This is a genomic window from Streptomyces sp. NPDC001970 (assembly GCF_053594115.1).
Genome location: NZ_JBSFDW010000002.1, coordinates 221,416 through 243,924, shown reverse-complemented (window position 1 = coordinate 243,924; position 22,509 = coordinate 221,416). Strand labels below are relative to the sequence as shown.

The 22,509-nt window shown below is 69.6% G+C and carries 16 protein-coding genes and 5 pseudogenes; 11 read left to right on the top strand and 10 right to left on the bottom strand.

The genetic code is table 11. The annotated features are described in order from the left end of the window. Positions 1-96 precede the first annotated feature (96 nt). Complete coding sequence (locus tag ACWCP0_RS03620; RefSeq protein WP_451077199.1) at positions 97-1,242, bottom strand: winged helix DNA-binding domain-containing protein; 1,146 nt, start codon at positions 1,240-1,242, stop codon at positions 97-99. A gap of 146 nt (positions 1,243-1,388) precedes the next feature. On the opposite strand from ACWCP0_RS03620, the gene ACWCP0_RS03615 reads away from it, so the two are divergent. Further along, on the top strand, positions 1,389-1,811 hold the full coding sequence (locus ACWCP0_RS03615) for a DUF6221 family protein (RefSeq protein ID WP_451077198.1): 423 nt from the start codon (positions 1,389-1,391) through the stop codon (positions 1,809-1,811). A gap of 224 nt (positions 1,812-2,035) precedes the next feature. Here the strand turns inward: ACWCP0_RS03615 and ACWCP0_RS03610 are convergent, their stop codons facing one another. Continuing rightward, positions 2,036-2,167: a hypothetical protein gene (locus tag ACWCP0_RS03610; protein WP_451077197.1), complete on the bottom strand. Its 132-nt coding sequence runs from the start codon at positions 2,165-2,167 to the stop codon at positions 2,036-2,038. 40 nt (positions 2,168-2,207) lie between these two features. On the opposite strand from ACWCP0_RS03610, the gene ACWCP0_RS03605 reads away from it, so the two are divergent. Further along, entirely contained in the window at positions 2,208-2,933 is a 726-nt protein-coding gene (locus tag ACWCP0_RS03605) for an NADPH-dependent F420 reductase (RefSeq protein ID WP_451077196.1), read from the top strand. A 666-nt stretch (positions 2,934-3,599) separates the two neighbouring features. Here the strand turns inward: ACWCP0_RS03605 and gcl are convergent. Next, positions 3,600-5,384, bottom strand: a complete 1,785-nt coding sequence (gcl, locus tag ACWCP0_RS03600; protein WP_451077195.1) for a glyoxylate carboligase — start codon at positions 5,382-5,384, stop codon at positions 3,600-3,602. A 250-nt stretch (positions 5,385-5,634) separates the two neighbouring features. On the opposite strand from gcl, the gene ACWCP0_RS03595 reads away from it, so the two are divergent. The 4 genes from ACWCP0_RS03595 (at position 5,635) to ACWCP0_RS03580 (ending at position 8,595) form a co-directional block, all read left to right on the top strand. Continuing rightward, positions 5,635-6,483, top strand: coding sequence for a hypothetical protein (locus tag ACWCP0_RS03595; RefSeq protein WP_451077194.1), 849 nt, complete (start codon positions 5,635-5,637; stop codon positions 6,481-6,483). Between the two features lie 156 nt (positions 6,484-6,639). Then, positions 6,640-7,434, top strand: a complete 795-nt coding sequence (locus tag ACWCP0_RS03590; protein ID WP_451077193.1) for a TIGR04222 domain-containing membrane protein — start codon at positions 6,640-6,642, stop codon at positions 7,432-7,434. 14 nt (positions 7,435-7,448) lie between these two features. Then, a complete protein-coding gene (locus ACWCP0_RS03585) occupies positions 7,449-7,976 on the top strand; it encodes a GNAT family N-acetyltransferase (protein WP_451077192.1) in 528 nt (175 codons plus the stop codon). 55 nt (positions 7,977-8,031) lie between these two features. Beyond that, entirely contained in the window at positions 8,032-8,595 is a 564-nt protein-coding gene (locus tag ACWCP0_RS03580; RefSeq protein ID WP_451077191.1) for a dihydrofolate reductase family protein, read from the top strand. A 529-nt stretch (positions 8,596-9,124) separates the two neighbouring features. Here ACWCP0_RS03580 and ACWCP0_RS03575 read toward each other — a convergent pair. Together ACWCP0_RS03575 and ACWCP0_RS03570 are read right to left on the bottom strand one after the other, a co-directional pair. Further along, positions 9,125-10,075, bottom strand: a complete 951-nt coding sequence (locus tag ACWCP0_RS03575) for an FAD-dependent oxidoreductase (protein ID WP_451077378.1) — start codon at positions 10,073-10,075, stop codon at positions 9,125-9,127. A gap of 7 nt (positions 10,076-10,082) precedes the next feature. Beyond that, positions 10,083-10,229 (bottom strand): hypothetical protein, encoded by a 147-nt coding sequence (locus ACWCP0_RS03570; RefSeq protein ID WP_451077392.1) that lies wholly within the window; start codon positions 10,227-10,229, stop codon positions 10,083-10,085. 74 nt (positions 10,230-10,303) lie between these two features. On the opposite strand from ACWCP0_RS03570, the gene ACWCP0_RS03565 reads away from it, so the two are divergent. Beyond that, positions 10,304-10,495, top strand: a complete 192-nt coding sequence (locus ACWCP0_RS03565; protein WP_451077190.1) for a hypothetical protein — start codon at positions 10,304-10,306, stop codon at positions 10,493-10,495. Positions 10,496-10,795: 300 nt separating this feature from the next. Here ACWCP0_RS03565 and ACWCP0_RS03560 read toward each other — a convergent pair whose 3' ends face one another. The 3 genes and pseudogenes from ACWCP0_RS03560 to ACWCP0_RS03550 all read right to left on the bottom strand — a co-directional run. Then, a complete protein-coding gene (locus ACWCP0_RS03560; RefSeq protein ID WP_451077189.1) occupies positions 10,796-12,628 on the bottom strand; it encodes a PhoX family protein in 1,833 nt (610 codons plus the stop codon). Between the two features lie 138 nt (positions 12,629-12,766). Next, a pseudogene (locus ACWCP0_RS03555) lies at positions 12,767-13,002 on the bottom strand (AMP-binding protein); the annotation flags it as partial. Between the two features lie 14 nt (positions 13,003-13,016). After that, positions 13,017-13,256, bottom strand: a pseudogene (locus tag ACWCP0_RS03550) (AMP-binding enzyme); the annotation flags it as partial. Positions 13,257-13,265: 9 nt separating this feature from the next. Here ACWCP0_RS03550 and ACWCP0_RS03545 point away from each other — a divergent pair. The 4 genes and pseudogenes from ACWCP0_RS03545 to ACWCP0_RS03530 form a co-directional block, all read left to right on the top strand. Further along, positions 13,266-17,750: pseudogene (locus tag ACWCP0_RS03545) on the top strand (RICIN domain-containing protein); the annotation flags it as partial. A gap of 10 nt (positions 17,751-17,760) precedes the next feature. Continuing rightward, positions 17,761-18,420, top strand: a complete 660-nt coding sequence (locus tag ACWCP0_RS03540) for a hypothetical protein (protein ID WP_451077188.1) — start codon at positions 17,761-17,763, stop codon at positions 18,418-18,420. Between the two features lie 57 nt (positions 18,421-18,477). After that, entirely contained in the window at positions 18,478-18,804 is a 327-nt protein-coding gene (locus ACWCP0_RS03535; RefSeq protein ID WP_451077187.1) for a hypothetical protein, read from the top strand. A 12-nt stretch (positions 18,805-18,816) separates the two neighbouring features. Beyond that, positions 18,817-19,188 (top strand): annotated as a pseudogene (locus ACWCP0_RS03530) (DUF6907 domain-containing protein); the annotation flags it as partial. A gap of 308 nt (positions 19,189-19,496) precedes the next feature. On the opposite strand, the gene ACWCP0_RS03525 reads toward ACWCP0_RS03530, so the two are convergent. Next, entirely contained in the window at positions 19,497-21,038 is a 1,542-nt protein-coding gene (locus ACWCP0_RS03525; RefSeq protein ID WP_451077186.1) for an AMP-binding protein, read from the bottom strand. Positions 21,039-21,161: 123 nt separating this feature from the next. Further along, positions 21,162-22,508, bottom strand: a pseudogene (locus ACWCP0_RS03520) (AMP-binding protein); the annotation flags it as partial. Between the last annotated feature and the right edge of the window lies 1 nt (position 22,509).

Genomic DNA, 22,509 nt, shown 5'->3' with positions numbered 1-22,509 from the left:
GCCCTGATGGCTGGCCCGTGACAAAAAGCACCGGCGGCGACCGCCTCGGCCGGCCGCCGTCCCGTCCGGCCGGGGCCGTACGCGACGACCCGGGCCTCATTCTCCGGTGAGCAGCCGGGTCCTGGCGTCGCTCGGCAGCTTGCTCCACCAGTGGTCGTAGCGGTGGTAGACCCGCGGTTCGCGGTCGGCGAGGAAGGCCGTCAGCGAGCGTGCCTCGGCGGCGAGTTGCTCCCAGACCTCGTCCGGGAGGTGGTGGAAGGCGGTCGCCTCGATTCCCCCTGCGGCCGGGCGCCACACGCCGGCGACGTACCCGTCGACCAGCAGCGTCGGCAGCACGTCACCGTTCCTGCGCGTGACGAGCGTGCGGTACGCGGAGGGGATGACACGGCCGCGGTCGGAGTAGGCCAGCAGGATGCTGTCCCACATGGCCATCAGCCGGGGCGGTGCCGGTGTTTCCTCGTCCGGGCGCGGTCCGCCCGGGACGTCGAACAGGTCCTCGCCCTTCGGTCCGTCCAGCCGCTCGATGTCACCGTCCAGAGCCTCCAGTGCCGTCCTGACCCTGGCCCGCTGGACCAGGGCGAACTGTGCCATGTCCGCGACCGAGGCCGGGCCGAACCCTTCGAGGTAGCGCAGGACCAGCGTCTGCAGGGATGCGGCGGACACGTCCGGGTTCGCCAGCACCGGTCGGGTCCGGGGTGCGACGTACGAGGGACGGGTGCCGAACGACCAAGGTGGCGTGGTGGGTGCGTGCAGCAGCGGTGCGTAGTGCCGCAGCCCCCACCATGCTCCTGGCCTCGGCGGCGCACCCAGCCGTCGCTCGAGCCAGCCCTCGTAGTCCGCGGTGGTCCGGGGCCGGTCGGCGAACGCCAGCAGCTCCGGGACCAGCGCGTCGGCGTCCGCGGCGGTCAGCCCGGATGCAGTGAAGCGGCCACCGAGCCTGGCGGCCCGCAACGACGGCTGCACGGCCTCGTGGAAGGACCGGTGGTCGTCGGCGTGGACGGCGTGCAACGTGATCCGCATCAGGGTCGACTTGACGACCGTGTGGCCGGCGAAGGCGGTGTCGAGGTCGGCCGGGTCGAAGTCGGTGAGACGGTTCCACAGCGCGAGGTAGGGCGAGGCGGCCTGCTGGGCCTGGAGTGCGACCACGCGCCGTACGGCGTCGGCGACACCGAGCGTCTCCCGGCGCAGCAGCATCTGCCGGGCGAGCGTGGAGCGGTTGAGCTCCCGTCCGGTGATTCCCATGCCGTGATCGTCTCGTTCACGGCGCCCGCGCGCAGAGGTTTCCGGTGATCGCACTTCCCGCACGGCCCTCGCCGACCGTACGGAACGATGAGCCCGTCGCCTTCACCCCCTGGCTGAAGCCAGGGGTACCCAGCGAAGATCAAGGGATGGAAGATCTGGTGCAGTTCCTCCGCGCCCGCCTCGCCGAGGACGAGTACGAGGCCATGGTGGCCGTCCAGCGCGCCCCCGGACCCTGGCGGGGCACGAGCCGGGACGAGGCGCCTGCCGAAGGCGGCGGCCTGGTCGACGCGAACGGCGACGGGATCGCGGTGGTTCATGACCGGTACCTCCGCCTCTACATGGCCCGTCGCGACCCGGCGCGCGACCTGCGTGAAGTCCGGGCGAGACAGCGGATCGTGGAGCGGTGCGCGCACTGGGATCGCCCAGTCGCCACAAACTCCGGTGACGCGCTGAGCGACTTCGAGAAAGGCGAACGCACCGCCTGGCTCCACGCCTGCTTCGCTCTCGCCCTGCCGTATGCCGGCCACCCCGCCTACCGCGAGGAATGGCGGGAGGAATCGCGGCCATAGCCGCTTCGCGCACAGGGGTTACCTTCCGGCCGGCGACAGGCTTAATCTCAGCCACCCGGCAAAGGCCCTCCCTCCCCAAGGCCCCACTGCCGCGGTGGCGCAGCGCACTCCCCGAACACACCGCTGTGCCCGCCCAGAGGCCCCGCTCGAACCGCTCCGGCGGGGCCTCCTCGCGCGTACGCAGGCCACCGGCCGCTCCCAGGGCGCTCCTGCGCGGCGCCTCATCACTCCTCCAGGTGCCTGCCGGGCTTCTCGATCTTCGCGAAAGCGGCTTTCGCCTGCCCGTTCCCGCTCCGGCGCAGCCTCCGCCGGGCCGGGTGGCGCGGCAGGACCTCCGCGAGGTCCGCGTGCGCCACGGGGTCGCCAGGGCCGGAAATAGCACCGACGGTCACATGGTTGCACCGAAATGCGGCATATAGTCGCAGCACAGCCGGGAGGACACACCGGGAGGACAGGCCCATGAAGATCGGCATCATCGGCGCGGGCAACATCGGCGGGAACCTCACCCGGCGGCTGACCGCTCTCGGGCACGACGTGTCCGTCGCCAACTCACGTGGCCCGCACACGCTGACCGCGCTCGCGGAGGAGACCGGCGCCACCCCGGTCACCGCGGCCGAGGCGGCGCGCGACGCCCAGGTCGTGGTGGTGACCGTACCGCTGAAGAGCGTGCCCCATCTGCCGTCCGGCCTGCTCGACGAGGCAGCCGCGGGCGTCGCCGTGATCGACACCGGCAACTACTACCCGAAGGAACGTGACGGAAAGCTCGCGGGTATCGAGGACCAAGGGCTGACCGAGAGCCGCTGGACCGAGCAGCACATCGGCCATTCGGTCATCAAGGCGTTCAACGGCACGTACGCCCAGGACATCCTCGAAAGGCCGCGCCCCAAGGGCGATCCCGAGCGCATGGCACTGCCCGTGGCCGGTGACGACGAGGCCGCCAAGAAGGTCGTGCGCGACCTGATCGACGAACTCGGCTTCGACACCGTGGACTCGGGCGGCATCGACGGGTCCTGGCGCCAGCAGCCCGGCACCCCCGTCTACGGGCTGCGCGCCGGCGTCGAAGAGGTCACCAAGGCCCTGGCCGACGCGTCCCCGGAACGGACGGCGGCGTTCCGCGCGTAGGCGTTCCGTACGCAGACGTTCCGTACGCAGGCGTTCCGTACGCAGGCGTTCCGCGCGTAGGCGTTCCGTACGTAGGCGTTCCGTACGCTGACGTTTCGTACGCAGGCGTTCCGTACGCAGACGTTCCGTGCGTAGGCGTTTCGTACGCAGGCGTTCCGTGCGCGGGCCTTTCGCGCGCAGGCGTTCCGTGCGCGGGCCTTTCGCGCGCAGGCGTTCCGTGCGCGGGCCTTTCGCGCGCAGGCGTTCCGTGCGCCGGCCTTTCGTGGGCAGGCGTTTCGTGCGCCGGCCTTTCGCGCGTAATCGCTCGGGCCGAGCCCGCGGCCTTCAGCGCGACCGTCCCTCCGCGCGTCGCGGCTGTGGGAAGCCGTCGGCAACGGCTCGTCAGCGGTGCCCGACGTCACCGCGACGGACATGAACGCCCGATGCGCGAGGGGCCCGATGCGGTGACCGCATGGCCCGGAGCGTACGACGCTCCCCCTTGATCCGCCGTACGGATCCAGGGCCTGATCCGGCAGACGGTCCTCGGCCTCGGCTCCTGCTCGCGGGACGACGACGCCCGCTCCCGCGCACGCAGCGGCAGAGAGGGCCTCCTCGCGCGAAGCGGCCCCCGCCCCCGGCAGGTCCCGGGGTGCGGGGGCCGTCCCTCCCCCGTCGGCAGCCGCTCCGTCAGGTGAGCGGCCGGATCGCGGTGGGCGCGTGGCCCGGCTCGGTGGCGAGCTCCTCGAACTCGGAGATGTCGCTGATGTCCATCGTCCTGCTCATGGAGATGTTGGTGATCCGCTCCAGGATCGCCTCGACGACGACCGGGACCCGGTACTCGGCGGCGAGCTTCTTGGCCTCCTCGAAGGCCGGGAGCAGTTGGTCCGGCTCGGTGACGCGGATGGCCTTGCAGCCGAGGCCCTCGGCGACCTTGACGTGGTCGACGCCGTAGACGCCCAGCTCCGGTGCGTTGATGTTCTCGAACTCCAGGTTGACCTGGAAGTTGATGTCGAGGCCGATCTGGGCCTGGCGGATCAGGCCCAGGTAGGAGTTGTTCACGAGAACGTGGACGTACGGGATGCGGTGCTGCGCACCGACCGCCAGCTCCTCGATCATGAACTGGAAGTCGTAGTCGCCGGAGAGCGCGACGACCTGGGCCTCCGGGTCGGCGGTGGCGACACCGAGCGCGGCCGGGATGGTCCAGCCGAGCGGGCCCGCCTGGCCGCAGTTGATCCAGTGGCGCGGCCTGTAGACGTGCAGCATCTGCGCGCCGGCGATCTGGGAGAGGCCGATGGTGGTGACGTAACGCGTCTCCGGGCCGAAGGCCCTGTTCATCTCCTCGTACACGCGCTGCGGCTTCAGCGGGACGTTGTCGAAGTGCGTGCGGCGGTGCAGCGTGGCCTTGCGCTCCTGCGTGGAGGCGATCCACTCCGTGCGGTCGGGCAGCCTGCCCGCGGCCTTCAGCTCCTTGGCGACCTCGACGAAGAGCTCCAGCGCGGCCTTGGCGTCCGAGGCGATGCCGTAGTCAGGGGCGAAGATCTTGCCGATCTGGGTGGGCTCGATGTCCACGTGGACGAACTTGCGGCCCTTGGTGTAGACGTCCAGCTTGTAGCCGGTGTGGCGGTTGGCCCAGCGGTTGCCGATGCCGAGGACGAAGTCGGAATCGAGGAAGTTCGCGTTGCCGTAGCGGTGCGAGGTCTGGACGCCGACCATGCCGGCGTTCAGCTCGTGGTCGTCCGGCAGCGTGCCCCAGCCCATCAGGGTCGGGATGACGGGGGTGCCGGTGATCTCGGCGAACTCGACCAGCAGGTCGCAGGCGTCGGCGCTGATGATGCCGCCGCCGGCGACGATCACCGGGCGCTCGGACTCCAGCAGGAAGGAGATCGCCTTCTCGATCTGGCGGCGGGTCGCGGACGGCTTGTAGACCGGCAGCGGCTCGTACGTCTCGGGGTCGAACTCGATCTCGGTCTGCTGGACGTCGATCGGCAGGTCGATGAGGACCGGGCCGGGACGGCCCGAGCGCATCAGGTGGAAGGCCTGCTGGAAGACGCCGGGGACCTGCGCGGCCTCGAGGACGGTGGTGGCGGCCTTGGTGACCGGCTTGGCGATCGAGGCGATGTCGACGGCCTGGAAGTCCTCTTTGTGGATCACGCTGGTCGGCGCCTGGCCGGTGATGCACAGGATCGGAATCGAGTCACCGATCGCGGAGTACAGGCCGGTGATCATGTCGGTGCCGGCGGGGCCGGACGTACCGATGCAGACACCGATGTTGCCGGGGCCGGTCCGGGTGTACCCCTCGGCCATGTGCGAGGCGCCCTCGACGTGGCGGGCGAGGGTGTGGTCGATGCCGCCACCCTCCTTGAGGGCCTTGTAGAAGGGGTTGATCGCCGCGCCCGGCACACCGAACGCGTGGGTGACGCCTTCGCGCTTGAGGATCTCAACTGCCGCTCGGGCGGCGGTCATACGAGGCATGGGGTGCTCCTGCTTCGGCCTGGCGGATCGGGCTCTGTCGCGCCACCTGAGAGCATCGATTCCGAGTTGATTTCCGACATGCGGAAGTTTAGTTCTGCTATACGGAATCAATCTAAGGTGCACGGTCGGCGACGTCAAGGGAGAGCGGCCCGCACCCGGACGAGGGATGGCCGAAGTCCCTCCCCAAGGGGTCGCGGGTGGTGGACGATGGACCACGAGGCGTGTCCGACAGCGCCGAAGGGGGTCAGACATGGGAGATCAGGTGCCGGTTCGCTGCCCGGTCTGCCGCCGGACGCACACGTTCGCCGCGCCCGTCTTCCCGTGCGCGTGCGGGGCGCCGCTCGCTCCCCCGCTCATGCGCGGCGCCCCCGCGGAACCGATACGGCACCGCACCTGGACCGACGACTGGGTCACCGTCCGCTGTCTGGCCTGTGGGCGGCAGGACCAGTGGCCGCAGCCGGAGCTCGGCTGCCCCTGCGGCACGGTCCTGCGCGTACCGGTCCGGCCGGTGACCGCGGCCCCGACGTCGACCGCGTCGGCCCCGTCCCGTACGGCATCCGCCTCTTCGGGACCGGCCTCGTCGGGACCGGCCCCCTCGGGACCGGCGACGTCCCTGTCGGCTGCCGGGCCGCACGGATCGCCGACGGGCTCGCCCTCGGGGTCGTCATCCGTGGAACGCCCGGCGCACATACCGCTGCCGCGGACGGCCCCCGTGCCCCGCCCCGCCTTCCACCCGGTCACGATCCGCACGGCGCGCGACGCCGTGACGGCCGCCGCGCTGTATCTGCGGTGGCTGGGGTTCCAGGAGGTCGTCCAGCCGGAGGAGCGCCCCGCCTCCGGGATCGACCTGCGCGGACCCGGGCTCGTCGCCCAGGTGGACCCCACCACCCGCCCGGCCACCCTGCGCGCCGTCGAATGCCTCTGGCTGAACGGGCTGAGCTCGTCGTCGGTGAGCGTCTTCTTCTCGCTCGCCGGTTACGCGGACGACGCCCGGGCCCGCGCCGACGACCTCGGCGTCCCGCTGTTCGTCATGGACCTCACGGGCACCCCGCAGCCGGTGAACAGCCCTGCCGACGAACTCCTGTCGGCCGGCGCCTGACACCGGCACCGGCGTGTCGTCCGGTGCGCTCGAGGAGTGGGAGACGAACGGGGCGTTCCACGCCATGGCGCGGGCCCACGAAGCTCAAATCGAGCTCTGAACCCGGCCGTTCGGGCTTCGCCCCCATCCCCGGCGGGGCACCACACCTACGGGGAGGTGGGCGCCATACCGACGGACATGTGGTGGTTCATCGGAGCGTGCGGGGTGCTGCTGGCCGCGGCCGCCGCCCTGTTGTGGAGCTGGGGGCCGCCCGACCGGCCCGACCTGACGCCGCAGGCGGTCGCCCTGCTGCGGGGCGGGCGGCCGGCGGCCCTGACCGTCGCGCTCGTCGCCCTGCACCAGAGAGGTGCGGTCGCAGCCGGCCGCCGGGGCACGGTGCAGCAGACCGGCCCCGCCCGTGGCGTCCGCGATCCGCTCCAGCTGGCGGCGCACCGGGCGCTCCTCTGGCCGGCCGGACCACGGGTGCTGGCCTCCCGACCCCCCGTGCGGCACGCGCTCGACGCGGTACGGGACGAGGTGTGGGTGGAAGGACTGGTGCGGTCGAACGGGCGCTGGCGCACCGCCCGGGTGCTGCTCGCCGCCGTGCCACTGACCGTGGCCGCGGGGCTGCTGATGACACGGCTCGGCGCACCCGACACACCGCGCGAGCTGGTGGTCCCGGTTCTCGTCGTACTGCCCGCGGCGGCATTGTGGTGCGTGCCGCGCCGCACTCGCGCGGGCCGGCAACTCCTCGCGTCGCTCCGTGAGGACCACCCGCTCCCCACGTCCCGGCACGGCTGCCCGCCGGGGCAGGTCCGGTTGGCCGTCGCGCTGTACGGAGAGCCGGCGCTCATGCTGTTCGTCCCGCACTTCGCCCGGGACGGCGGACTGCTCGGTAGGGGCGGCCCGGGCCACGGCAGCTCCCGGGACTACGCGGCCCGCGCACTCGACGGCGACTGGTCGGGCCCTTGAGCGATACTCGCCGTATGCAGATCCGACCGGCCGCCCGCGCCGAACTCCGCCTCCTCCAGGACATCGAAAGGGCCGCCGGCGAGCCCTTCCGCTCGCTCGGCATGGCGGCGGTCGCGGACGACGAGCCCCTTCCGCTCGACCTCCTGGAGCGTTACCGGCGGGCGGGCCACGCCTGGGTGACGGCGGACGCGGACGACCGGCCCGTCGCGTATCTGCTGAGCGAACCGGTCGACGGGGCCGCCCATATCGAGCAGCTGTCCGTCCACCCAGCCGCCGCACGCCGCGGTCTCGGCCGCGGCCTGATCGACCATCTGGCCGCCGTGGCCGCGGCCGACGGCCTGGCCGCACTCACCCTGACGACGTTCGCCGACGTCCCGTGGAACGCGCCGTACTACGCACGCCTCGGCTTCCGTGCGCTCGGCGAGGACGAACTCACCGACGGGCTCCGGGAGATCCGCCTCGCGGAGGCGCAGCACGGCCTGGACCGCTGGCCCCGGGTGTGCATGCGCCGTCCGCTCAGGGGATCCCGCGAGCCGCGATGAGTCCTGCGGCGTCCGGCGGTCGTACTGTCGAACCCGTTGCCGAGGAGGACATCTGATGCGCAGCGTGACCTATTCGATGAGCGTCTCACTTGACGGCTACATCGTCGGGCCGGACGGCGACTTCGACTGGACGGCGCCCGACGAGGAGGTCTTTCGCTTCTGGATCGACGAGATTCGAGAGGTCGGCGTCCACCTGTTGGGACGACGGCTGTACGAGACGATGCTGTACTGGGAGACCGCCGACCAGGATCCATCGCTCGACGACTCAATGCTCGAGTGGGCCGCGCTCTGGAAGCCGCTCCCAAAGGTGGTGTTCTCCACCACGCTGTCGGCGGTGCAGGGCGATGCCCGCCTGGCCCCCGGCGGCCTGGCGGAGGAGATCGAGCGGTTGCGAGCCGAGCCGGGGGAGGGCGACATCGCGATCGGCGGCGCGACTCTCGCCGCCGAGGCGGCCGCGTTGGGTCTGATCGACGAGTACCGGGCCATGGTCTATCCGGTGCTGGTTGGCGGTGGCATTCCGTTCTTTCCCCAACGCGAGCGCCGGGTGGATCTCGAACTCGTCGAGACCCGCATCTTCAGCTCGAGAGTCGTCTACCTCCGCTACCGCGTGGCGCGTTAGCCGGCTCGTCCGCCGAGCCCTAGGAAGAACGGGCCAGCCAGTCCTGAGCCCCGGCAGCGAGCGAGCGAGGCGACAGTAGCCCGGCCTCTGTCCACTTCCGAGCAACGGCAGACAGGTGCTCACCGGCGAGGATCATCGAGGCGCCTTCGCGGATAGCCTCGGCAGGCACGATCGTCCCGCGATCCTCGGCGTACCCGAAGGGGCGGATGCCCGCTGTGTACGGCTTACCTGCTCGGGCGGCTTGCAGGTGCCTCGCGTGGCACGGTGCGCAAGGGCGGGTCCTACTCGGCGCGGTGGTTGTACCGGGTCCCGGGCGGCGCGTGGACGGTGGGTGGCGGCTGGCGGGCCCTGCGGCACGTGAAGGGCGCGGACTTCGCGGAGGTGTCGTGGGGTGCTGGCGGCCATACCGGGCGGGTGGTACCGAACGGCACGCAGGTCTGCACGCAGTACGAGGGGCTCAAGTCGAAGGCGTGCGTAACCCTGCGATGAGCTCGGCGGTGCCGAAGCCTCGCGTTCCCGCGCCGTCACGTCAGGCCAGTAGTTGCCGGACCTCCCCAGCGCATCCCCACGACAGCGTGACGCCGGCCCCTCCGTGCCCGTAGTTGTGCACCACCACAGTTCCGTTCTCCTGCCGCTCTTCCTCCACGCGGACCGTGGCGCGGGTCGGCCTGGCGCCGATCCGGTGTTCGAGGACGCGGGCCTGGGCGAGGCGGGGCTCGATCTCGGCGCAGCGGGCGAGGATGCCGGCCGCTGCCTTGTCGTCGGGGGCCAGGTCTCCCTCGTCGTCGATGGCCGTGCCGCCCAGGACGACGGTGTCGCCGTGGGGGTAGAAGCACAGCAGATCCGGTGAGTAGCCGGTGTCCTCGGAGAAGAACTCGGTCAGGCCCGGGTTGGTGACGACGACGTGCTGGCCGCGGATGGGCCGGAGGTCGGGATCCGAGATCAGGTCGCGGGCGCTGAGGCCGGTGCAGTTGACGATTACCGAGGTGGGCCCCGCGTCAGCGAGTGTTGCGAGGCGCCGCCGCTCGAGCGTTCCACCAGCCGCATGGAGCCGACGCAGGAGGTAGTTCAGGTAAACCGGCATGTCGATCAGCGGCACGGTGAAGCGGTACCCCGCCGTGAACCTGGCCGGAAGCTCGGTCGGCTCACAGGGCCGGAAGCCCGGCAGGATGGTGGCCCAGTCCGGTGGGGCTTCGGCCGTGCGGGATGTCTCGATGCCGCTAGTGAGCCGGACGCCCGTGGCCGGGTTCTCGGCCAGCTTCCGGAAGATCTCCAGGGACCGCTGCCCCCACTCGTCGACCTTGTCCTTGGGCTCGACCAGATACGGGCCCCACATCGCCCCGGCCGCGAGTGACGTGACACCGGGCACCTGCAGGGCGATCACGTGCACCGGGATGCCGGACTCTGCAATAACGACGGCGGTGGTAAGCCCTGCCACCCCAGCCCCGATAACGACAACGCGCTCCCCTGCGGTCGTGATCCTGGCCCTAACGGCCGGGTAGCGTCGACGGGGCGTATCGGGCGAGTGCGTCCTCCAGGACCGGCAGAAAGCTGCGTACGTGAGGGTTCCGCTGGCGGCGGCGGAGGTCGGCGGCGAGCTGGTGGAGCAGGGCCGCGCTGCGAGGCGAGCGCACGACGTCGAGGCGGTCGGCAGCGATCTGGTCGATCTCGCAGGCTGCCTCCAGGTCTCCGTGGGCGCTGTGGCCGAGTGCCAGCCAGGCGCCCTCTCGAACAACGGCAGTACTTCGCCAAGGTCGACCTGACGCCGCAGGAGGTCGTCCCGGTAACCAAGGGAACGTCCCCTCCCACGCCGCCGCTGCTCGCCAACAAGGCCCGTCCGGCACGCGCGACCATGGAGGCCGCCTCGCTGGCCGCCTCGCTGGCCGTTCGCCGACCGTGAGGGGTGGCTGGTCGAGGTTGAGGTGACTGCCACATACACGAAGTGCTGATCAGCGCAGTTCACAAGGAAACAGCATCGTGGGGCGAAGTCCGCGACCGGGCTCCGCCCCACGTCCCATGCCCTCGTGTTCTCTCCTGTCGCATCTCGCAGCCGGTCCTGTTCTTGCTCCGGCGACACTCCGTTCATGAGACGCCGAAGGGCCGAGAGCTGGCCGAGAACAAGACGTAGGCCGGTCCGGCAGGCCCCTGAGTCACAGCGACTACGGACCGGTGCTACCGCGAGACGGTATGCAGGGCCTGGTCAGCCGCCGACCACGCCACCGTCTTCCCTGGTGATGACGATCGTGGCCGACCGGGGACGACCGGTGGGGCTGAAGTCGGGCCAGTTCGAACTCGCCCGAGGGTTGTCGGGCGTGCCGGAGTCACCGGGGTGCTGGATGTTCACGAACAGCGACCGGCCGTCGGGCGTGGAGGTGATGCCGGTGATCTCGGAGCGCGGCGGACCGACCAGGAACCGCCGGATGTCGCCGGTGTCGGGGTCGGCCGCCAGCATCTGGTTGTTCTGACGGGCGCCGTCGACCGTTGGCTGGGTGCCGTCGGTCTGGATCCACAGTCGGCCCTGGGCGTCGAACCAGAGGCCGTCGGGCGAGCCGAATGCCTGGTCCGGGGGAACGGTGGCGCCGCTGGCCTCATCCCCGGCGAGCAGGAAGATGTCCCAGACGAACGTCTCCGCGCTGGGGTTGCGGTTCTCGTCGATCTTCATGATGTGCCCGAAACGGTTGTTGAGCCGGGGGTTGGGCGCGTTCACCGAATCGGTTCGGGCCGTGTTGTTCGTGCAGGTGAAGAACACCGCGCCGGTGCCGGGCTGTACCGTGCACCACTCCGGGCGGTCCATCGGGGTCGCTCCCACCGCGTCCGCGGCAAGACGCGCATGGATCAGCACCTCGGCCTGGTCGGCGAACCCGTCGGCCGCGGCCAGGCCCGGCTCGCCGTGCACCAGAGGCAGCCACCTGCCGGAGCCGTCCTCCTCGAACCTGGCGACGTACAGGGTGCCTTCGTCGAGAGGACTGCGCCCGCGCTTGAGCGCCTTCTTGATCGGTTCTGCGCCCACGAACTTGTAGAAGTAGTCGAACTGCGTGTCGTCGCCCATGTAGACGACGGCCTCACCGTGCCTGCCGCGCACGACGACGGCGTTCTCATGCTCCATGCGCCCCAGAGCGGTCCGCTTCTTCGGCGTCGACGAAGGGTCGAAGGGGTCGATCTCCAGCACCCATCCGAACCGGTTGTACTCGTTCGGCTCCGCCCTCATGTCGAACCGGGCATCCGTGGTGTACCACGGGTACGGATTCTCCGATCCGATGCCGTAGCGTTCCTCGACCGAACCGGCCGGCGGCGGCTCCTCACCAAAGTAGAAGTACTTGTTGACCGTCTCCTCACACGTCAGGTACGTGTCCCAGAGGGTCGGCCCACTGGCGCAGTTGTTCAGGGTGCCCAGCACCCTGACGCCGTCCGGGTCCGCGCCGGTGCGCAGCAGTGGATGTCCCGCCGCGGGACCGGTGATCTCGGCAGGCGTGGTCATGGTCACCCGGCGGGCGAACTCCGACTCCGCCAGGTGCCACCGGCCGTCGCGGTTTCGCTCGATCTCGATGACCGAAACGCCGTGCGCGGCCAGCGACTTGGCGGTCTTCTCCGGCGACCAGGCGGCCCGGCCGTCGGCGTGCAGCAACTGCTCGGCCGTGGACTCGTGGTTCACGCACAGCAGACCCGAACGCCCGCCCTTGAAAGGGAAGAACCACATGCCGTCGTGCTGATCACCCGCCTGTTCGGCCTGCTCCGCCGCGCTGTTACTGGCGTCCTCGGCGAACGCGGGCCCGGACGGCACGATCGGGTGGCCCCATGGATAGAGCACCTGGTACCGGTACCCGGGCGGCAGCACGACCTCGTCGGCGACGCTGGGCGGGACCGCCGGGAACCCGAGCAGGGGCCGCCTGCCGGCTCCCCCAGCCGTGGATCCCGTGTCAGCAGCCGCCGCCTCGGGCAGGGTGGCGGCGCCGAAGAACGATGCGGCGGCCGTGACGAGTCCCCCGGCCACCACCGTCCTGCGGGACAGCCGGCGCTGGGCCAACTCGGACATCGAAGGTGAAGCGGCATTGTCGGGACGCACAGATGGCCTCCAGCCAAAATGGACCACGAGGATTGGGGGGCGCGCCCACAATAGGAAGCCGAAGTGGCCCGATCTTCACTCGAAAGTGAACGGGAGCGTAAGCCAGGGCGCTGCCGACCCGGTCGCCCTTGGCCACGCCCGTCCCCATCAGCCCGCGCGCCAACCGGTCCACGGCCGAGCCGAACTCCGTGTAGGTCCAGCGCGCACCCGAGGGCACGTCGACCAGCGCATCCCGGTCCGGGTACGCGGCGATCGCCCGGTCCAGGTTGCGCCCGATCGTGTCGCCGAGCAGCGGGACCGTGCCCGTTGCCGTGCGTGTACGAGAGCAGTGCCGGCTCCGTCATCGCGGGTCCCTCCGTCATCGCAGGTCCCCCTCGTCGTATTCGGCCGTGGAGCCCTCGGCGGTGGCCTGGCGCAGCTCGATCCGGCGGATCTTGCCGGACACGGTCTTGGGCAGCTCGCCGAACTCGAGCTTGCGGACGCGCTTGTACGGCGCCAGGACCGTGCGCGAGTGCGCGAAGATCTGCCGCGCGGTGTCGGCTGTCGGCTCCCAGCCCTCCGCCAGCACCACATACGCCTTGGGGACGGCCAGGCGCAGCAGGGGTACGCGTGGTCCGCCACCGTCAGCGGTCTGGAGTCCTACCCCGACGCACCGCGAGACCCGGGCAAGATCTTCGACCAGACCGGGCTGCTCCCTTGGCTGTACCAGTCGTACTGGGGTCCGCTCGACGTGTTCAACCCGTTCTACGACCCGTCGCCCACCGCTGACGACAAGACGAAGGCCGCCGCGCTCGCGATCGGCGACCCGCTGTACACCACCGGAGGGACGCCGAAAGAGCAGGAGGCGTGGGCGCTGTGGAAGAAGAACTCCGGGAAGATCGAGCCCAACCAGTTCTTCGTTCCCAGGGTGTTCGCCGATGACGCCCGTATCTTCCTGGCCTCCGGCGGCTTCCCCCGCAAAGCTCCAGCCCCGGACACCTCGGAGTTCCGGATCGCGATCGAGGACCTGAAGGCCCGCTTCGCGTCCTGCGCCTGGCACGACCCGATCGACCCGAACCGGGTTCTCGGAAAAGAGGTAGCGCAGGCATCCGCCGAATGGCAGCAGGAGATCGCCGCCCAGGCCACACAGCGCAACCAGATCCTCACCGCAAACAAGGACGCCACGAAAGCGCTCCAGGACGGCACGTTCGCCCTGGGCCAGACCCTTGGCCAGTCGTGGCTCGCCGACTACTACACCCGCTGGCAGGACTACTGGGCAGCGGGCGGGCTGGGCTGGATCGGCGACAGCTACGTGACCATCGAGGTGCCGGGCGCGAAAGGCAACTGCCTGGACGTCCAGGGCGGCGGCAAGACCAACGGCACGCCGGTCCAGATCTACACCTGCAACGGCAGCGCCGCGCAGCAGTGGACGATCGAAGGCAGCGAGGACGACCTCCACCTTCGGAGCGTCAACTCGCAGAAGTGCCTGGATGTGGCCGGGAACGCGTCGGCCAACGGTACGAAGATCCAGATCTCGGACTGCTACAAGTCCAAGGGACAGTCGTGGTCGGGTGATGTCCGTGCTTCTTCGCCGCTGAAGAGCGTCTCAACGGGTAAGTGCCTGGACCTGAGTGCGTTCACCAAGAGCACGGACGCGCGACTGTGGGGCTGCAAGGACACCAGCGCGCAGAAGTTCCTGATCAAGCCGTCCGGGCACAAGGGCACCGACAGCCCGTCCTATCCGGACAAGGCGCAGTTCGACAAGGCGAAGAAGGGCCTCACCGACGCCCAGGCGGCGGCGAAGAAGCAGCTGGCTGCGCTGAAGGCGCAGTTGGAGAGTGCCAAGAAGTCGGCCGCCTCTTCCGACGCGGCTGAGCAGGCAGCGTATGGCATCGCGGACGGCGCCGGTGCCCCGCGTGGCCGTGGTCTTCTGGTGGGTCAGCAGAAGGCGCAGGTCACCAAGGGTTCCGTGGCGGCGCTGACGGCGATGGTGAACGCCGGTGAGACCGCCGAGGCCGCAACGAGGGCCTCCGCGGGTGACACCAAGACGATCGCGCAGCGTGCGCTGGCGCAGGCGGCGCAGGTCAACGCGGAGTTCCGCAAGGAGGCCGCGCACATCGCCGAGTTGCAGGCGAAGGCGGCGGCGGATGCGGCCAAGCTGCACCGGGACAACGCGAAGAAGGACAAGGAGACGGCCGAGGCCAAGCTCGCCGTCGCGCTGAAGGCGGAAGCGGACGCGAAGGCGGCAGCTGCTGACGCGCACGCCAAGCGACTCGCGGCCGAGGCCGAGGAGAAGACGGCCAAGGCGGAGAAGGAGACCGCTGCGGCAAAGCAGGCCGAAGCGGCTCAGCACAAGCAGAACGCCCAGGCCGAGGCGGCGAACGCCCAGGATGCCAAGGAGAAGGCGGAGGCCGCCGAGGGGATCGCGGTCGCGCGGAAGAACGACGCGGTCAAGGCGCGCGACAACGCCCGTGATCTCAACGCCGACGCGTGGGACGCCGCGCCGAAGGCGGACGCGGCCCGCGCCAAGGCGGACGCCAAGGAGGCGTACGCCGAGGCCCATGAGTCCGACAGCAGTGCCCAGGAGTCCAGGGCGGCAGCGGACGCGGCGGACAAGTACGCGGACGATGCCGAGGCTGCCGCGGGTCGGGCCCGGGGCGAGGCGGATGCCGCGAGCGAGGCGGCGGCCGAGGCGGATGCCGCGGCGACCCGTGCCGAGGCGGCCGCCAAGCGGTCCCGTGCTCACGCGGACGCTGCTCAGGCCGCCAAGCTGAAGGCCGATGCCGCGGTGCGGACCGCGACCAGTGCCGCGGCCGACGCCATCAAGGCGTCCGAGCACGCCTCCGAGGAGGCCAAGACGGCCGTCAAGCTGGCGGAGGAAGCGGAGAAGCTGGCCAAGACCGCCAAGTCCCACGCGGACGAGGCGAGCAAGGAAGCGGGCAAGGCCCTCGTGGCTTCGGCGAAGGCAGCGGGCTTCGCCCACGTCACCGCCCAGGCCGCCGTCGACGCGGGCAACGCGGCCGCACAGGTCGCAAAGCCCGCCAACGACGCCATTCAGCTCGGCTCGCCGTATGTCACGACTGACTCGGCCGCCGGCCTGGTCGTGCTGACCGGGCAGGCATCGAAGTCGATCGCGGAGCAGCAGAAGGCCGTCGCCGACGCCCACGCCAAGAACGCGCAGGCCGAGGCCGCAGCCGCCAAGAACCTCGCCGACCAGGCCACCGGCGACGTGAAGATCGCCTACCAGTACGCGGCCAACGCCGCTGGCCACGCGGCCAACGCCCGCGGCTACTCCAAGGAGGCCCTCGGCTACGCGGCCGACGCCGCCGCAGCCGCCTCAAAGGCCTCGGCGTCACTGGCCCGCACCATCGAATACGACCGCAAGGCCACCGAAGACGCCGATACCGCCGACAAGGCCGCAGGCCGCGCCGAAGGCTATGCCAAGGACGCCCGTGACTCCGCCGATCAGGCCGCCCTCGACGCCGCCGCGGCCCGCGAGGCGGCAGCCGCTGCGGAGCAGGCAGCGAAGGACGCACGGGCAGCCGCGACACGTGCCGACGCCGCCGCGACCGAAGCCGAACAGGCCGCCAAGGACGCGCTGAAGTACGCCCAGGAGGCACAGAAGGCAGCCGAGGAAGCGGCACGCAGCGCCGCGAACAAGCAGGTCTCGACCGGCGCGGGAACCGGAGTCGGCGGAACGTGGTACGTCGTCGACGAGGACAGCATCGAGATCACCGACGCCAAGCAGCACAACCCCTGCGTGATCACGATCGGCTTCGAAGGCTGCACCACCACGTTCACGGTTACCTTCAGCGCGGTGGTCGACTTCTTCCTCTGCACCAACCCCGACACAACGGCCAGCGCCAGCGGCTGCCCGAGCGAGGACACGCTGCTCATCGAGAGCAAGCGCATCCCGGGTCTGACGAAGGACGTCACCCGGTACTTCTCCAAGCTGCAACTCATCCAGCAGACCCTCACCTACAAGCTCATCAAGGCGGTCCTGGTCCAGGACTTCGTCGACTGCTATCACGGCAGCGCCAGCGGCTGCGCCTGGGCGCTGAGCAACTTCATCCCCGGCAAGGCGTTCAGCAAGGTCTTCGAAGGGATCCGGGCTCTGGACGCAGCCATGAAGACCGGCGTCGGGGTCCGTGATGCGTTCAAGGCCCTCAAGGCCCTCGACCTGGACCCCGGGACCCTCGCCAAGCTCAACAGCACCATCAACGCCTATGAAGACCTGTACACCGCCTGCAAGGTGAACAGCTTCCCCGGCACCACCCAGGTGCTGATGGCGGACGGCTCACACCGGCCCATCAGCCAGGTGGGCGTGGGGGACCTCGTCAAGGCCACGGATCCGGCTTCCGGCCAGTTGCGGGCCCGGCAGGTCACCGACACCTTCAAGCACGACACCCAGCGGCTGGTGGACATCACCGTTGCCGACGGAGGGAGGCTGGCCAGCACCGCCGGCCACAAGTTCTACGTGGTGGACCGCGGGTGGACGCTGGTCTCCGACCTGCGCGTAGGCGACCGCCTGCGCACCCCGGACGGCTCCGTCCGCGCGGTGACCGCTCTCCACGACCGCTCGGGCCTGGCTCCGCGCACGGTCTACGACCTCACGGTCGACGACCTGCACACGTTCTTCGTGCTGGCGGGCGCCACTCCGATTCTCGTTCACAACTGCAAAGTAGCGTTGGGGTGGCAGAATAAGGGGAAGCTCGACGAGTGGGCTGGGAGGCCCGAGAACAAGTTCAACACCTTCTCCAACGCGTCCCCGAGGGACTTCGCCCGGATCGCAGAAATGGCCGTCGCCGACCCGAACGTGAAGCTTCACATCAACATGACGGGACTGAACGAACTCGGCGGCTTCATGGCGGCTGCCCAGCGTGGCCTGAGGGGCGGTGAGGCCGGAGCTGCTGCCACGGACTACGAGATGTCCATGATCGCGAGAGCTCTCGCCAATGGTCAACGCTCGTGGGATTCGATCAAGTTCTACTCCCCGTCGGGTCCAGACGGAGCCATGCGACTGGATCCCCCGACAGATATGCCGGATCTATCAGTGCTGCAAGGAAAACTTCCCCCCGTAAAAGGTTCGATCATCGGATACTGTCACTGCTGAGGAATCGAATATGGATACCCATCCGAAAGACCTGTACCCGGACGTGACCGCTTCGGGTGGCCTTGGACCAGCCATGAAAGAGGCAGCGAAGCTGCGCGGATGCGACATCGGGCTACCGCCCTGGGCCACCGACGTCATCAGTATCGAGACGGCAAGGGGTTACGTGTCCGTCGTTACTGCGACCGAGGAGCGTCTGTTCCGGGTGCGTGTCCACATTCCCGGGTTCACCTGGGAGATCGGCTCGACGGACGATCTTGGATTGCTCGTGGAGGCGGTCGCGGCATGGCGGGAAGGTATGCCGCTCGACGAGTTGGAGGCGAAATTCGAGTTCATGGAGCTCGATGAATTCGCCAGGGCACTCGAAATCGGAGAGCCTACCCCTTCGCAGTGGTCCGACCTCCTGTCGTCCGACTTCCACCGGAGACAATGGAACCTTCTGCGTCGCCTCCATGCGGATGAGGTACTGCGGAACATGTTCCCAACGATCACGCACGGTGCCGTCCGCTTGCGTGTGGATCCGCTGGACGGAACGAGCGGTCAGGTCCTGGTGCATGAGCTGGATGGGGAGCGTTATGAGGTCATTCGCGCCGGGGTGCCCGGGGCCGCCTGGGTCGAGGTGCCGACCGGTCATCTGATCGCCTACCTTCGAGCTGCCTTGAGCAATCAGTGATCTCGACAGATCGATGAAGTCGAAACCCCGCCAGGTAATCCCTGGCGGGGTTTCTTCATGTTGCTCACGCGTTCGGCCCGCACGAAGGCGGCCCGGGTCACCTACGCCGGTCAACACAGGGACAGCGTCATGGCCTTCCACCTGTCCCAGATCAACGACAAAGCACCCGGACTGGACTTCGTCGCCGGCGGCGACTGGCCGACGCTCAACCTCGAAGAGGTCGACGAACTGATCAGCGACATGAGCGCGCACCTGGTGAAGCTCCGGGCAGCACGTACGGAGATCGCCGGCGTGGGATCCAGGCGGACCAGCGAGACGGCCGAAACGCCCGGCCGCACTTGGACGTACGACGACGGGTACGGCCCCCGGCACATCGTCGCCTGACCGTCCTGGTGCACGACAGATCACACCGACGACATGGAGGGGACACGCCACCCGGCCGACGTCTACCACCAACTGTACGGCGCAGATGCCTATGCTGAATACACCGAGGCCTACGAGGAGTACGAGTCCTGGCCGCTGCTCTGCGCGCACCTCTCCGTAAGTCCGGACTCGACAGTCAGCCCGGCCGATCGAGTCCCACACGTTCTGGTCGAAGTGGCCGCCGACATGTACACCCGCCCGATGGATCCAGACCAGCTGGCCGAGTTCATCGAGACGGTGGCCGGGCCGCTGGAAGAGCTTCGCGCGATGCACCCCCGGCTCGCCGCCGCCCGCGCCGAATGGGCCGCGCGGACCGACACGATCACCAACGCCAAGACTGCGTGATCCCGTCGATCCAAGACGGCCCCGAGGTGCGCGACTCCAGCGTAGGGTTTCGAGCGGCTGTGGTGAACGCCCTGCCCAGGGGCCTCGCCCGCCCCTCCGCGCCAGGGATTTTTCAGGGACTTTCAGCACTGTCCGAGGGACTTCCGAGAGACTTTTCACCGCCTAACGCGGCAAGCCTCCGAAAGATCGAAAAGGGCCTCCGTTGCAGATCAGAGACCCTTTCCGAGGCAAAGCCGCAGGTGGCGGCAGACGAGTCGGGCTGTACGCCGGGATCTGCGCAGCGAAATCGGCGGCGCGCACGGGAAGAATCAGTTGACGCCCCGATCACGGCCGGCCCAGTACGGCTCCCGCAACCTGAACTTCTGGATCTTCCCCGTCGCCGTCCGCGGGATCGCGTCCCGGAACTCCACACTCGTCGGCGCCTTGTACCCCGCCATCCGCTCCTTGCAGTACGCGATGATCTCCGCCTCGCTCACCTCCGTGCCCTCGGCCGGCACCACCAACGCCTTGATCGTCTCGCCCCACTTCTCGTGCGGGACGCCGATCACAGCGACTTCGGCGACCGCGGGATGACTGAAGATCGTGTCCTCCACCTCGATCGACGACACGTTCTCACCACCCGTGATGATCACGTCCTTCTTCCGGTCGGAGATCGTCAGATGCCCGTCCGCCTCGTCGATCGACCCGCCGTCCCCGGTATGGAACCAGCCGCTCTCCAGCGCCGCCGCCGTCTCCTCCGGCTTCTCCCAGTAGCCGTCCAGGACCACATTCGACCGCGCCAACACCTCACCCGAATCCGCGACGTGAAGCCTCACACCCAACGCGGGCAGCCCCGCCCGCGACAGCTTCCGCGCGCGCACTTCCGCCGGCAGCTCCACATCTTCCGACCGCGCCCGGTTGAACGTCAGCACTGGCGACGTCTCCGTCAGACCGTAGATCTGCGTGAACTCCCAACCCAGCTCCTCCTCCACCCGCTGGATCATCCGGCTCGGCGGCGGCGCCCCCGCACACACGATCCGCACCCGATCACGGCCAGGGATCTCGCCCTCCCAGCCCGTCGCCGCATCCAGCACCGCGTTCCACACCGCCGGTGCACCGCACATCAACGTCACCCCGTGCTCGTCCACCCGACGCAGGACCTCTGCGCCGTCGACCTTCCGCAGCACCACCTGCTTCACGCCGAGCCCGGCCATCACGAACGGCATCCCCCAGCCATTGCAATGGAACATCGGCAGCGTGTGCATGTACACGTCCCGCTCCCACGCCCGCGTATGCAGGCCGAACGTCAGGCCGTTCACCCAGATGTTGCGGTGCGTGAGCTGAACCCCCTTGGGACGGGCCGTCGTTCCCGAGGTGTAGTTGATCGTCGCGGTGGCATCCTCGTCAGGATTCGACCAAGGACGCGACTCCACGCCGAACCGCATCAGCTCGCTCTCCGTCTGCTCCCCCAGGACGAACCGGTGATCCGTCTTGATGTCCGCCACCGTGTCCTGGACCTCGGGATCGACCAGCAGCACCGAGGCACCGCTCTGCCGCACCACGTACTCGATCTCCTCCGCCTTCAGACGGAAGTTGACCGGCACACAGATCCGCCCGCTCATCGGCACCGCGAACAACAACTCCAGGAGACGAGCGGAGTTGTGGCTGACCACCGCCACCCGCTCGCCCTCCCCCACACCCAGCGCATCCAGGCCCGCCTGCCACGCCCGCACCCGCTCACCCAGCCGCCCGTACGTCGACACCGGCACCGGCGGCGCGGGCTGGCTCGGCTCGTCGATCACCCCGGGACTGGCGGCGAAGCCCAACTCGGCCCGGTCCAGGAAGTCCGCAATCGTCATCGGAACGCGCATCGCTCTCCCCTACTCCTCTATATAACGTGCTGGCTGCTTACGGTTGTCGGAGCTGACGGGCCGGTCAGGGCCCACCCTCCATCACGCCGCGATCCGCGATCGAAAAGCAATGCCCCCTGATCTTGACGTCTTCAAGACGTCGTCGGCGCGGCCGACGTAGGTGATGTATCCGTCGGCGTCGCGCGCGCCGATGTCGCCGATGCGGTGGTAACCGCCGGCCATCACCTCGGCCGTGTGCTCCGGATCGCCGTGGTAGCCGGTCATCAGCCCCACCGGCTCGGCCGACAGGTCGATGGCGATCTCGCCCTCCTCGGCGCCCGGCTTGCCGCTGACGGGGTCGAGGAGCTCGACGCGGAGGCCGGGGCTCGGCCGTCCCATGGAGCCCGTCTTCAGCAGCTGCCTCGGGGAGTTGGAGACCTGGACGGCCGTCTCGGTCTGCCCGAAGCCGTCCTGGATCGTCACGCCCCAGGCACGGCGGACGGCCTCGATGACCTCGGGGTTGAGCGGCTCACCCGCCGCGACGACCTCGCGCGGCGGCGTGCGGAGCTGGGTGAGGTCGGCCTGGATCAGCATCCGCCACACGGTGGGCGGGGCGCAGAAGCTGGTGACGCCGACGCGGTCCATCTCGGCCATCAGGCGGGCGGGGTCGAAGCGTGTGTAGTTGAGGATGAAGACGGTCGCCTCGGCGTTCCAGGGAGCGAAGAGACTGGACCAGGCGTGCTTGGCCCAGCCGGGTGAGGAGATGTCGAGGTGGACGTCGCCCGGCTTGAGGCCGATCCAGTACAGGGTCGCCAGGTGGCCGACCGGATACGAGACGTGGGTGTGCTCGACGAGCTTCGGCCGGGCCGTGGTGCCGGAGGTGAAGTAGAGCATCAGGGGGTCGTCGGCCCGGGTGGGGCCGTCGGGCTCGAAGGTCTCCGGCGCCACGTACGCGTGCTCGTACGGGAGCCAGCCGGTGACGCCGCCGCCGACCGCGATCCGGGTGTAGTCGCCCGGCACCTCGTCGAACTTGGCGGTGTCGTCGGTCCGGACGATCACCTGCCGCACCCGCCCCCTGTCGATCCGGTCGCGCCGGTCGACCGGGCCGAGGAGCGGGGTCGCGGGGACGACGACGGCGCGCAGTTTCATCGCGGCGAGGGCGGCCTCCCAGAGCTCGGCCTGGTTGCCGAGCATCACGAGGATGCGGTCACCGGCGCGGACCCCATGCTGCCGGAGCCAGTTCGCGACGCGGTTCGAGCGGGCGCTGAGCTCGGCGAAGGAGAGTCGGGTCGTGGCGCCGTCCTCCTCGACGATGTGCAGCGCGGGCCGCTTGTTGCCGTCCGCGATGGCGTCGAACCAGTCCAGCGCCCAGTCGAACCGTTCGAAGCGCGGCCAGGCGAACCCCTCATACGCCGTGGCGTAGTCCTCCCTGTGCTGGAGCAGGAAGTCCCGCGCCGCCCGGAACCTCTCCGTCTCGTCGCCAGCCGTCATG